This window comes from Micromonospora sp. M51 (assembly GCF_018070305.1).
Classification (GTDB): domain Bacteria; phylum Actinomycetota; class Actinomycetes; order Mycobacteriales; family Micromonosporaceae; genus Micromonospora; species Micromonospora parva.
This window is the reverse complement of record NZ_JAGPXZ010000124.1, coordinates 1-11,389: the sequence shown is the minus strand read 5'-3', so window position 1 is coordinate 11,389 and position 11,389 is coordinate 1. Positions and strand designations below refer to the sequence as shown.

The following is an 11,389-nucleotide window of genomic DNA, read 5'->3' as shown; positions in this document are numbered from 1 at the left end:
GTGCTGGCCGAGGCGGTGCCCGGACGTACGCCGGACCAACCGCCGGCGATCGTGCTGGGCATCGGGCTCAACGTGACGCTGCGCGCCGACGAGTTGCCGGTGAATCCGACCGGGCTGCCGGCCACCTCGCTCCAGCTGGCCGGCGCGGCGGCCACCGATCGGGATCCGCTGCTGCGGGCGCTGCTGCGGGCGGTCGCCGACTGGTACGACCGTTGGCGTTCGGCGGGCGGCGACGCGGTGGCCAGCGGCCTGCGCGACGCCTACCTGGCGGCCTGCGCGACGGTCGGTCGGGAGGTACGCGTCCTGCTCCCCAACGGCGACTCCCTGACCGGCACCGCCACCGGAGTGGACCCGGACGGCCAACTCATCGTCACCACCCCCACCGAAACCCGAACCCTGGCAGCCGGCGACGTCCTACACCTCCGCTAACCCACCCCGCCCCACCCCCAACCGCGCGATCTTGCACTTCCTGTCGCGGCACAAGGGGTGAAAGCCGCGTAACGGCGACCGGAAGTGCAAGATCGCGGAAGCACGGGTGGGGGCCGCGTGGCGGATGTTGTGGTGGGGCTTGGGGGGTTTACCGTCTGCGCGTCTAGAAAATCGCGTTGGAGGTTCCCGTGGCGTTTCCTGAGGACGTGCTCACCGAGGACGAGCACGTCGTGCTGCACCTGCACCCGCACTGGAAGGCGTTGATCCGGCCGATCGCGGTGCTGGTGCTGGCCATCGCCGCGGTGGTGGTCGGCGTGGTCCTGTTGCCCGAGGGCAGCGGGGGTTCGATCGTGCTGGCCGTGATCGGGGCGATCGCCCTGGTCGCGGTGCTCTGGCTCGCGCTGTGGCCGTTCCTGGTCTGGCGCACCACCCACTACCTGTTCACGAACGAGCGGGTCCTGCTCCAGCAGGGTGTCTTCTCCCGGGACCGGCGGGACCTCCCGCTCGCCCGCGTCAACGACCACTCGATGAACCAGCGTTTCGTCGAGCGTCTGCTCGGCTGCGGCACGCTCACCATCGAGTCGGCCGGTGAGCGCGGCCAGTCGGTGCTCTCCGACGTGCCGGACGTCGGAAAGGTGCAGACCACCCTGTACGAGTTGGTCGAGGCACAGCACGACAAGCACTCACTGGGCGATGGCGAGATGCGCGACATGCTCGCCGACATGCAGGACGGCAAGTCGCTGCGCGACACCACCACCTGACCGGTGCGGTTGACACCCGCCCCCTGCCACGGTGTCGGGGGCGGGTCAGTCGTGTCGTTGCGCCTCGGCGGAGCCGCTGATCTCCGTCGGGTCGCCGTCGGACGGCGCGGCGGTGGGCGGCACGGCGGCGGACGGCGCGACGGCGGACGGCACGGCGGCGGACGGGTCCGCCGCGATCGGGCCGTCGGCGGGCCGATCAGCTTCGGGCCGGTCAGCTCCGGGCCGGTCAGCTCCGGGCCGGTCAGCGTCGGCCGCGGCGGCTCCGACAGGGGCGGCTCCGACAGCTTCGGCTTCGGCGGGGTCGGCCTCGACCGGCCGGACGGCGAACCAGCCACGGAAGCGGGTCCGCAGCACCTCCTGCTCCGGCCGGTCGTCCGGGCCGAGGCGCAGCATGGTGCCGGTGAGGCTGACGGTGCCGAGCCCGGGACGGGCGGTCGACGGTCGGGCGCCCATCACGTCGACCCGGACGGCGAGCCGGTCGCCGGCCCGCACGGGGGCGAGCCACCGCAGCTCCTCCAGGCCGGGGGACGCGTCCGCGGCGGCCCGGGACAGCAGGTGGTCGACGTACGCGCGCATGAACAGGCTGACCGTGTAGAAGCCACTGGCGATCACACCGCCGTGCCGGCTCGCCGCGGCCAGGTCGCTGTCGACGTGGTACCACTGCGGGTCGAAGCGGCGGGCGAAGGCGACCATCTCGTCGGCGTCCACGGTGACCACGCCGAGATCGACGGTCAGCCCCGGGACGAGGTCCTCGAAGAACAGCTCGGCTGGTCGGCCCGTGCCAGAGCGGGCGTCGGGTGTGGTCACCGGCGGGGCGCGCGACGGGTGCCGACGTGCAGTTCCGCGGCGAGTTCCGCGTCCAGGTCGGCGGCGGGGCTGACGCTCAGGTGCGGGGGCCGGCCCTGGGCGGGTGTGCCGGGCGGGTAGTCGGCGCGCTGTGCGGGCTCCGACTCCTCCAGCTCGGACACGGATTCCGCGAGCTCGGCGACCGGGTCCATCTCCGCCATGGTGTCCCACTCGTCGCGCGGAATGCTGTGCCAGGTGGACTGGGGCTTCGCAGCCTCGTCCGCTGCTGGTGCGACAGGTTGGAAGACGAAGGTCCGGTAGGACCAGAACCGGAACAGCGTGGCCAGCATGACGCCGACGGTCTTGGCCACGTTCAGCGCCAGCAGGCCGTGTACGCCGAGACCGTACTTGGCGGCCGCCACGGCACCCAGCTCAATGAGCAGGCCGGCGCCGTTGAAAAGGAAGAAGAGCAGATATTCCCGACGAAGCGCCGATTTCGGGCGATCGCGGTACGTCCAGTGCCGATTCATGAGGTACGACGTGATGGTCGCGACGATGGTCGCGATCACGGTCGCCTTCAACTGACCATTGACGAAAACGGTCAGTGCGAGGGCATTGAACACCGCGTAATTGATGACGGTGTTGATGCCGCCGACGATGCCGAACTTGAGCGCCTCGTGGATGAACTTCTGCCAGCGCTCAGGCAGCAGACGGACAAGACGCATGCGAAACACCTTAGGGCAGTCGGTGCGGCCGGCGATCACCGGCCGAACGAGGTGGGCGGCAGGTCACGCCCCGTGGTCACGGTCGGGATTCACCTGCGGAACGGTCGGGGTTCCCGCTTCGACGAAGACGAACCGCCGGTAGGACCAGAATCGGAACAGCGTGGCGAGCCCCGTGCCGACGATGTAGCTGGCGAGGTTGTCGGCGAGGCGGGTCTGGAACACTGCCGGCCAGATGGCCCCGAGCCCGTAGCGGCTCAGCGCCAGGCAGGCGACGGTGATGCCGAGGCCGACCGCGTTGAAGAAGAAGAAGAGCGCGTACTCGCGGGCCGCGTTGTTGCGCTGACGGTGCCGCCACGTCCAGAACCGGTTGCCGACGAAGGCGACGGTGGCCGCGATCACTGTGGAGATCGTCTTCGCGGTCAGCTCCTCGACGCCGTGCCTGCTCGTCAGGTAGTTGAAGAGCGCGAAGTCGATGAGGAAGGCGAAACCACCCACGGTGGCGAACTTGCTCAGCTCGCGGAGGAGATGACCGAAGCGGTCGAGCAGTGTGCCGACGAGACCCCGTCGGGTCTGCGGGGAACCCGGTTGTTCCCCGGTCATCGTGGCGGCCACGCAGGGAGCCTACCGGCTGCCGGCCAGTCAGAGGGGTAGCAACGGCGAGCGGGCGCGGTGTCCCGGAGGGGCCCAGCGTCTGCGTACGTGACCACTGCACAGAGCGTAGCCAATTGGGAGGACTGAGCCGCTGCGGAACGGGAATCCTCGCACCGGTCGGCGGGGCAGGTCCACGGCCCGACCGCAACAAGCCGCCGCCGGGGTGCACAACAAGATTTGCGTGAAACTGCGCGGGAAAGCGGGTATCAGCTCGTGATGCCGCAGCGAGGCCGTAGCTTGTGCAGTTCTTCACAACCTGTCCCACTGACTCGGAAGGCTGCCCGGTTTACGCTGAGGCCAATCCCAGGTTTCCACGAAGGCGACGCTTCGCGCCGCCGAGTCTCGTGCATCCCATAGATCGGTCAGCGTCGACCACAAGGAGATGTGTCATGGTTGCTCCGGCTGTTGTGCGGGGAATCGATCAGGCCCCGACGTCCCACCCGAAACTGCTCGCCTGGGTCCGTGAGGTCGCAGAACTGACCACCCCCGACCGTGTCGTCTGGGTGGACGGGTCCGACGAGGAGTGGCGCCGCCTCACCGATGAACTGGTCGAGGCCGGCACTCTGATCCGGCTCAACCCCGAGAAGAAGCCCAACTCGTTCTACGCGCGCACCGACCCGACGGACGTCGCCCGGGTCGAGGAGCGCACCTACATCTGTTCCGTCGACGAGGCGGATGCCGGCCCCACCAACAACTGGATGGCGCCGGCCGAGATGAAGCGGACGATGACGGAGTTGTACCGGGGCTCCATGCGCGGTCGCACCATGTACGTCATCCCGTTCGTCATGGGCCCGGTGGAGGCCGAGTCCCCGATGTTCGGTGTGGAGATCACCGACAGCCCGTACGTGGTCGCCTCCATGCGGATCATGACGCGGATGGGCGCCCGGGTCCTTGAGGCCATGGGCGACGACGCGGACTTCGTGCACGCGCTGCACTCCATCGGCGCCCCGCTCGCCCCCGGCCAGGAGGATGTCGCCTGGCCGTGCAACGACACCAAGTACATCTCGCACTTCCCGGAGACCCGGGAGATCTGGTCGTTCGGCTCGGGTTACGGCGGCAACTCGCTGCTGGGCAAGAAGTGCTACTCGTTGCGGATCGCCAGCGTGATGGGCCGGGACGAGGGCTGGCTCGCCGAGCACATGCTGATCCTGAAGATCACCTCGCCGGAGGGCCGGGTCTACCACATCGCCGGCGCGTTCCCGTCGGCCTGCGGCAAGACCAACCTCGCCATGGTGGAGCCGACGATCCCCGGCTGGAAGGTCGAGACCATCGGCGACGACATCGCCTGGATGCGGTTCGGCCCGGACGGCCGCCTCTACGCGGTCAACCCCGAGTACGGTCTCTTCGGCGTCGCGCCCGGCACCGACTGGAAGACCAACGCCAACGCCATGCGCACCCTGGACCGGGGCAACTCGATCTTCACCAACGTCGGCCTCACCGACGACGGTGACATCTGGTGGGAGGGCATGGGTGAGCCGCCGGCGCACCTGATCGACTGGAAGGGCAACGACTGGACGCCGGAGAGCGACAGCCTCTCGTCCCACGCGAACAGCCGGTTCTGCACCCCGATCACGCAGTGCCCGATCCTCGCCGACGAGTACTTCGACCCGAACGGCGTTCCGATCGACGCGATCCTCTTCGGCGGACGCCGTAAGGACACCGTCCCGCTGGTGACCGAGGCCCGCGACTGGGTGCACGGCGTCTACATGGGTGCCACGCTCTCCTCGGAGACGACCGCCGCCGCGTCCGGCGCGGTCGGCGTGGTCCGCCGGGACCCGATGGCGATGCTGCCGTTCATCGGCTACCACGCCGGTGACTACTTCCGGCACTGGATCGAGATGGGCAAGGGCACCGACGGCGACGAGGCGAAGCTGCCGAAGATCTACTACGTCAACTGGTTCCGCAAGGACCCGGACGGTTCGTTCCTCTGGCCCGGCTTCGGCGAGAACTCGCGGGTGCTCAAGTGGATCGTGGAGCGGATCGAGGGCACCGCCGACGCGGTCGAGACGCCGGTCGGCATGGTCCCCGCGCCGGACGCCCTGGATGTCGAGGGCCTGGACATGACCCCGGAGGATGTCCGGATCGCGCTGAAGGTCGACCCGGACGAGTGGCGCAACGAGCTTCCGATGATCACCGATTGGTTCGAGAAGTTCGGTGACAAGCTGCCCGGCGTGCTCTGGGCCGAGCTGGACGCACTGCGCGCGCGCCTGGACGCCGCACAGCCGCAGCGGTAGGTGTGAACGAGGCCCTTCGCGGGCAACATCGGATTTCATGAGGACGGCCGCCGAGACCCAGGTCCGGCGGCCGTCCGCCGTCCGGGTGCTCGTCATCCTGCTGGCCACGACGGCGGCGGCCACCGTCGTGGTCGAGCTGCTCAATTGGTGGTACGCCCCGGAGCAGGGTTTCGGGTTGGCCGTCCGGACCGGCTGGGCACTGCTGCGCTCGTTCGGTTTCCTGCTGCTGATCGGGCATGTGCAACGGGGTCGCACGGTGGCCCGCCCGTTCGGGCTGATCCTCGCGGTCACCACGATCTTCGCGGTCGGCCGGCTCATCGTGCCCCGGCAGGGGGTGCCGCCGTTGCCCGGCCTGCTCGGTTTCGCGATCCTCACGGCGCTCTGTGTCGCTGTGGTCTGGCTGCTCTACCGCTCGTCGGCGTTGGCCGGGCACCTGGTCCGGCACCGTCCGCGTCTCGTCATCGACCGGGACGGCATCTCCTGGCGGGAAACCCCGCCCCGCCGACCACAGGCCAGCGCCTGGTTGTTGACCAGTCGGGTGGCGGCCTTCACCTACAGCCCGTTGATGCTGGTGCCGGCGCTGGTGGCCGGGGGCTCCATCCTGGACGGTCGGCTGACCGCGGTGCCGGCCGTGCTGTTCTGGTTCGGCGCTGGCATCACGGCCAGCTACGCCGTGCTGTTCTGCACCGCGTTCCTGATGCGGGGCAAGGACTGGGCCCGTGGCCTGCTGATCGTCGTCACGGTGGCCGTACTCGCTGTGGATCTGCCGCTGTGCTGGTGGCTGCTGGGGGTCGACGGCCTGGTCCGCGACGGCGGCCCCCTGGTCGCGGCGGCACTGTTGACCCTGTACGGCCTGCGCCGCGCCGCCCGCGCCCCCGACGCCGCCCAACCTGAACCCCAACCCTGACCGCGGCCAGCCCCGCACCCCTCCCGCTGGCCGGCCGGCGGCCGGCGGCCGGCCATGGCGCTGGCCCGGCTATGGCGCAGGCCCGGCCATGGCGCAGGGCCCGGCCACGGCGCAGGCCCGACCACGGCCCATTCCCCCTTTGCTCTGCACCTCTATAGGCGACAGTGGCGGACGGTAACCGTCGCGTCCGCGGGTGCAGAGCAAAGGAGGGCGGTGAGACCTGTCGGTCCAGTGCGGGAACGGTCTTCTCGGGCGGGCAGGGGGCAGGATGGCGGGTGGCGTCGGTCACAGCGATCGGCGTCGGGGCAGCTGCGGAGATCGTCGGTGTGGCCGGCCGGAGGGCCGACCAGGTCGCCCGGCGGGAGCGGCCGCGCCGCGTCGGACTGGAGGGAGGCGCGCGGTGGACGACGAGTTCGACGTGGTGGTGGTGGGGGCGGGGCCGGCCGGCGCGGCAGCGGCGCTGACGGCGTGCCGGGCCGGTGCCAGCGTGCTGCTGCTGGACCGGGCCGACTTCCCCCGGGACAAGGCGTGTGGTGACGGGATCGCCGCGCACTCGGTGGACGTGCTCGCCGAGCTGGGGGTGACCGAGGCGGTGGCGGGTTACGCGCCGTTGCCGGCGCTCCGCATGATCTCGCCGGGGGGCGGTGCGGTGGCCCGGGCGCTGCCCCGACCCGCGTACACCGTGCCCCGGGAGGTCTTCGACGCGCGCTTGGTGGCGGCCGCGGTGGCCGCCGGCGCGCAGCTGCGCCGGCACACCGTGCGCCAGGTCGAGCCACGAGCCGACCGGGTGGTGCTCGACGGGCAGGTGTCCGGGCGGGTGGTGATCGGTGCGGACGGCGCCGGCTCGGTGGTGCGTCGGGCGCTCGGCCACCCGCAGAACCCCGACCGGCACCTCGCGCTGGCCATCCGGGGGTACGCCCCGGCGCTGCCCGGCCCGTCCGAACAGCTCATCGTCACCTCGAAGGCGCGTTGGCCGGCGTACGCATGGTCCTTTCCGATCGGTGACGGACGGGCGAACGTCGGGTACGGGGAGGTCCTGCGCGGTGAGCCGCTGAGCCGGGCGTACCTGCTGGACCGGCTGGCCGCGCTGCTACCCGGCACCGACCTGGCGACAGTGACCGCGTTGCGGGCCCATCACCTGCCGCTCTCCACGCACCGACCGTCGCCGGGGCGGGGGCGCACCCTGCTGGCCGGGGACGCCCTGTCGCTGATCAACCCGTTCACCGGGGAGGGGATCTTCTACGCGTTGCTCTCCGGCGCGCTGGCCGGGTCGGCGGCGGCCCGGTCGCCCGAGGACGCCGCCGGCCGCTACGCCCACGGGTTGCGTCGCCGTCTCGGCACCCACCTGCGGCACAGTTCGGTCGCGGCCTGGTTGGCCCGGCGACGCCGGGTGGTGGACGCGGCGGTCCGGGCGGCCCGTCGAGACGACCGGGTCTTCTACGACGTGGTCGAGCTGGGTCTGGGTGACGGACGCCTCACCGCTCGTACGCTCGCGATGATCGGCATCGGTCTGGGCGGTGGGGATGGGGCTCCGAGGCGGTGAACTGGCGCAAGGGTCGCTACGCTGCTAGGTGATGACGCTGCGGAACCTTATCTACTCCGTGTACGAGCGCCGGCTCACGGCAAAGCTCGCCGGTAAGCCCGTGCCCCGCCATGTCGGGGTGATGTGCGACGGCAACCGCCGCTGGGCGCGGGAGATGGGCTTCGTCGACCCGAACGACGGGCACCGGGTCGGCGCCGCGAAGATCAAGCATGTCCTCGCCTGGTGTGACCAGGCTGGCGTCGGGCACGTGACCCTCTACCTGCTGGCCACCGACAACCTGCGTCGCCCGGCGAGCGAGCTGGATCCACTGGTGAAGATCATCGAGGATCTGGTGGTGGAGCTGGCCGAGGAGGGCAACCCCTGGCGGCTGCGCATGGTCGGTGCGCTCGACCTGCTGCCGGCGCAGACCGCGGCGGCGCTCAAGGGCGCCGAGGAACGCACCCTCGACCGCAGCGGAGGGGCGGAGGTGAACATCGCGGTGGGCTACGGCGGTCGGCGGGAGATCACCGACGCGGTCCGCTCCCTGCTGCTGGAACACGCAGCCGCCGGCGGGACCCTTGAGGAACTGGCCGAGGTGCTGGACGTCGAGCACATCAGCGAGCACCTCTACACGCGCGGCCAGCCCGACCCTGACCTGGTCATCCGCACCAGCGGCGAGCAGCGGCTCTCCGACTTCATGCTGTGGCAGTCCGCGCACTCGGAGTTCTACTTCTGCGAGCTCAACTGGCCGGATTTCCGGCATATCGACTTCCTGCGGGCCCTGCGCTCGTACGCCAACAGGCAACGCCGCTACGGCACCTGACCGGGCGGCGACGCCGTCGGTCGCCGCTCGATCAGAGCAGGCCGGTCAGAGCAAGGCCGGTCAGGGCAGGTGGGTCAGCGCCCGGGTGAGGAAGTCGCCCAGGGCGGCCGGCGACTCGATCGTCAGGTCGGCGGCGTTGGCCACCTCATGTCCGGTCTCCGAGTTGGCCACCGCCACGCACACGCCGAGGAAGTCCGGATCGGCGGCGGCGCGAGCGCGCAGCGCGGCGAAGGCCTTGATGTCGGAGACGTCGTCGCCGAAGTACCAGGCGCCGGTGGCGCCCTTGATCGCCTCGCCGATGACCATGCCCTTGTCCCGGTCGACCGGCGGCTTGAGCTCCAGCACCATCCGCCCGGCCTGCGAACGCAACCCCAGGCGGTCGGCCTGCGACTGACCCCACTGCTGCACCGTCGGGCCGAGTTGCGGGGCGGTACGCCAGTGCAGCGCGACCGAGAGCCGCTTGTACTCCACCAGCGTGCCGGGAGGCAGCTCCGCCCGGGCCAGGTCGGCCAGCTCGGACATTGTCGGAACCCAGGGCAGCGCCGCCGGTTCGGTGACGGTCTCCCCGCCGGAGTGGCTGTGCTCCAGCCCGTAGAGACCGTAGAGGTCCACGCCGGCGAGCCCGCCGAGCTGATCCCGAAGGAACTCGACGGGTCGGGCGGAGACGATCGCGACCCGCTGCACGACCGGGGCGAGCGCCTCGATCGCGGCCAACGCGTTGGGAGCCGGGCGTACCGCGGTCGGATCGTCGTCGACGGGCGCGAGCGTGCCGTCGAAGTCGAAGAAGAGCACGGTCCCGGCCGCCCGACTGGCGGTTGCCCGCCAGGCCTGGTCGGCGTCCAACGGGGTTTTCGGCTGCTGATTGCCCAGATTCAACGGCGGCACGCGCGTCAGCGTACCCCGGCGATCCAGGCTCATTCCTGGCCGAGCGGACCCGTTGTGCGGTAGGCGATCAGCGTTCGGCAGCTCCTCGTCCGCGCCGGCCGAACGGCACCACCGCCGCCTCCTGGCCGTGGCTCAACAGGTAGCCCTCCACGAACCCGGTGTTCCGATCGCCGGTGTGGTGTTCGATCTCGTTGAGCCGGGCCACCAGGAACTCGGTGAGCGCGCTGATCCGGTTGTTCAGGCGCTCGTGCAGCTCGGCGACGACGGCCAGGACGACCGCGGTGCCGGCGGTGATGAGCGCAAAGAGGTTGACGAGCAGCGGAAGCTGCCCGCCGTCGACCACGAGGGTCACTGTGTTGCCGGTCACCCACAGCGTCACCGACACCGTTGCGACCACGACTGCCAACCACTTCAGGGTCATGGACAGACCCCTCCTTCTGTCCCGCAGGGCTGGGTTCGGCCTTGTCCCGTCCCCCCGCCGATGACGAGCCCAAGCAGTACGAATAGGGACGCTAGCGTGCCCGTTCCAACCCCGGAGGTAAACGAATGAACCTGACCAGGCGTTCTTTCGCTATCTGAGGAACTAGCCCGCCTGATTGCCCCTTTTTCGGACATCGACCGGCAGCGTTGGGCGGTATGCGAGGTATCTGATGGTTTCGCGGATGTGGAACTTCTCCGCGTCCGACACCTGCGGGTCGACCAGCCGGCGCAGCAGGGCCTCGACGTCGGGGTCCATCGGAGGGGCGGCCTGGCCGGTGCGGGGGCCGGTCGCGGTGCGGTCCCAGCCGAGGGCGGCGAAGGCGGCGGCCGGGTTCAGGCCCAGCCCCTCGCAGAAGGCGACCACCCGTTCGGCCTCCGGGTCGCTGGCCCAGTCGCCCCGGACCCAGCGGTTGATGGTCTGCCGGGAGACGCCGGTGCGCCGGGACACCTCGGTGCCGCTCCAGGCTCGGGTCGCCCGTGCCTCGTCCAGGGCCCGTCGGACGAAGGTGGCGAAGGCGATCTTCCGCGCATTGGCCGTCTCGGTCACTCCGTGACGGTACGGCCAGCCGGCGGAGGGTGGGTACGACGGCTCGCCACGGTCACGCGGACGTGACGAGGCGTTCGGATTTCCGGTAAACGAGTCAGTGCCACTGTTGAGGGGTGTCACGCGGGCAGAATAGATGAACGTAGTGGCAAACGTAACCGGACGAAAAGCTGATACTGTCACGTCCATGGGACAATCTACGGTGTGTCACGTGCATGAGACGACTGGTGCTCACATGCGTCACGCCCCCGGTGCCAGGGGGCCGTGGTGACCGAGCTCGCCACCCGCGCCCAGGCCTTCGGGCTGATCGCCGAGGGCGTCGCTGCGGGGCTGACCGCCCCCTGGCGCCTCTACCTCGCCCGAGGCTGCCGTTACCTGTCGCTGAGCGTCGGCGATCGTGCCGAGTGGAACGCCTGGCGTACCCATCTCGGCTGCCCCGAGCTGAGTGTCCGGGTCTACGACGCCGGCGGCGAGATCCGCCGGTCCTCGGTGGCCGAAGTCGTGCTGGACGGCTGCCGGATCAGCGTCGAGCTGGTCGAAGAGGTCAGCACCGACGACCTGGACCGGTTGCTCGTCGCCGACCCCACCACGATCGAGCCGGAGGAGCGATGACCTGGCGTCCCGGCTGGGCCGGAGCTGCCC

The 11,389-nt window shown here is 70.4% G+C and carries 12 protein-coding genes and 1 pseudogene; 7 read left to right on the top strand and 6 right to left on the bottom strand.

The genetic code is table 11. The annotated features are described in order from the left end of the window. Window positions 1-429 (top strand): biotin--[acetyl-CoA-carboxylase] ligase (locus tag KBX53_RS09715; protein WP_369010000.1); only part of this gene is annotated, 429 nt, incomplete at its 5' end. A 188-nt stretch (window positions 430-617) separates the two neighbouring features. Further along, a complete protein-coding gene (locus tag KBX53_RS09710) occupies window positions 618-1,190 on the top strand; it encodes a PH domain-containing protein (RefSeq protein ID WP_030328888.1) in 573 nt (190 codons plus the stop codon). A 45-nt stretch (window positions 1,191-1,235) separates the two neighbouring features. Here KBX53_RS09710 and KBX53_RS09705 read toward each other — a convergent pair whose 3' ends face one another. The 3 genes and pseudogenes from KBX53_RS09705 to KBX53_RS37125 form a co-directional block, all read right to left on the bottom strand. Continuing rightward, complete coding sequence (locus tag KBX53_RS09705) at window positions 1,236-1,997, bottom strand: MaoC/PaaZ C-terminal domain-containing protein (protein WP_210858721.1); 762 nt, start codon at window positions 1,995-1,997, stop codon at window positions 1,236-1,238. Beyond that, entirely contained in the window at window positions 1,994-2,701 is a 708-nt protein-coding gene (locus tag KBX53_RS09700; RefSeq protein WP_030328879.1) for a GtrA family protein, read from the bottom strand. Before KBX53_RS09700 ends, KBX53_RS09705 begins: the two co-directional genes overlap by 4 nt. Before the next feature lie 63 nt (window positions 2,702-2,764). Continuing rightward, window positions 2,765-3,605: pseudogene (locus tag KBX53_RS37125) on the bottom strand (GtrA family protein). Window positions 3,606-3,741: 136 nt separating this feature from the next. On the opposite strand from KBX53_RS37125, the gene KBX53_RS09690 reads away from it, so the two are divergent. The 4 genes from KBX53_RS09690 (at window position 3,742) to KBX53_RS09675 (ending at window position 8,838) form a co-directional block, all read left to right on the top strand. Further along, complete coding sequence (locus tag KBX53_RS09690) at window positions 3,742-5,586, top strand: phosphoenolpyruvate carboxykinase (GTP) (RefSeq protein ID WP_030328874.1); 1,845 nt, start codon at window positions 3,742-3,744, stop codon at window positions 5,584-5,586. Window positions 5,587-5,623: 37 nt separating this feature from the next. Further along, window positions 5,624-6,493 (top strand): hypothetical protein, encoded by an 870-nt coding sequence (locus tag KBX53_RS09685; protein WP_210858720.1) that lies wholly within the window; start codon window positions 5,624-5,626, stop codon window positions 6,491-6,493. 400 nt (window positions 6,494-6,893) lie between these two features. Beyond that, entirely contained in the window at window positions 6,894-8,036 is a 1,143-nt protein-coding gene (locus KBX53_RS09680; protein ID WP_030328869.1) for a geranylgeranyl reductase family protein, read from the top strand. 31 nt (window positions 8,037-8,067) lie between these two features. Continuing rightward, a complete protein-coding gene (locus KBX53_RS09675) occupies window positions 8,068-8,838 on the top strand; it encodes an isoprenyl transferase (RefSeq protein WP_030328867.1) in 771 nt (256 codons plus the stop codon). A 60-nt stretch (window positions 8,839-8,898) separates the two neighbouring features. On the opposite strand, the gene otsB is transcribed toward KBX53_RS09675, so the two are convergent. The 3 genes from otsB to KBX53_RS09660 all read right to left on the bottom strand — a co-directional run bounded on the left by otsB (window position 8,899) and on the right by KBX53_RS09660 (window position 10,750). Next, window positions 8,899-9,723, bottom strand: a complete 825-nt coding sequence (otsB, locus tag KBX53_RS09670) for a trehalose-phosphatase (protein ID WP_210858719.1) — start codon at window positions 9,721-9,723, stop codon at window positions 8,899-8,901. Window positions 9,724-9,790: 67 nt separating this feature from the next. Beyond that, on the bottom strand, window positions 9,791-10,144 hold the full coding sequence (locus KBX53_RS09665) for a hypothetical protein (protein WP_030328864.1): 354 nt from the start codon (window positions 10,142-10,144) through the stop codon (window positions 9,791-9,793). Window positions 10,145-10,306: 162 nt separating this feature from the next. Continuing rightward, entirely contained in the window at window positions 10,307-10,750 is a 444-nt protein-coding gene (locus KBX53_RS09660) for an XRE family transcriptional regulator (RefSeq protein WP_030328859.1), read from the bottom strand. A gap of 264 nt (window positions 10,751-11,014) precedes the next feature. Here KBX53_RS09660 and KBX53_RS09655 point away from each other — a divergent pair, with 264 nt between their 5' ends. Further along, window positions 11,015-11,359 carry a hypothetical protein gene (locus tag KBX53_RS09655; RefSeq protein ID WP_030328857.1) on the top strand — a complete coding sequence of 115 codons (345 nt, stop codon included), beginning with the start codon at window positions 11,015-11,017 and terminating at the stop codon, window positions 11,357-11,359. Window positions 11,360-11,389: the final 30 nt, after the last annotated feature.

Bases quoted from the DNA above. Each gene is read 5' to 3' on its own strand.
- KBX53_RS09690 (WP_030328874.1), top strand. From the start codon at position 3,742: ATGGTTGCTCCGGCTGTTGTGCGGGGAATCGATCAGGCCCCGACGTCC.
- KBX53_RS09685 (WP_210858720.1), top strand. From the start codon at position 5,624: ATGAGGACGGCCGCCGAGACCCAGGTCCGGCGGCCGTCCGCCGTCCGG.
- KBX53_RS09700 (WP_030328879.1), bottom strand. From the start codon at position 2,701: ATGCGTCTTGTCCGTCTGCTGCCTGAGCGCTGGCAGAAGTTCATCCAC.
- KBX53_RS09665 (WP_030328864.1), bottom strand. From the start codon at position 10,144: ATGACCCTGAAGTGGTTGGCAGTCGTGGTCGCAACGGTGTCGGTGACG.
- KBX53_RS09675 (WP_030328867.1), top strand. From the start codon at position 8,068: ATGACGCTGCGGAACCTTATCTACTCCGTGTACGAGCGCCGGCTCACG.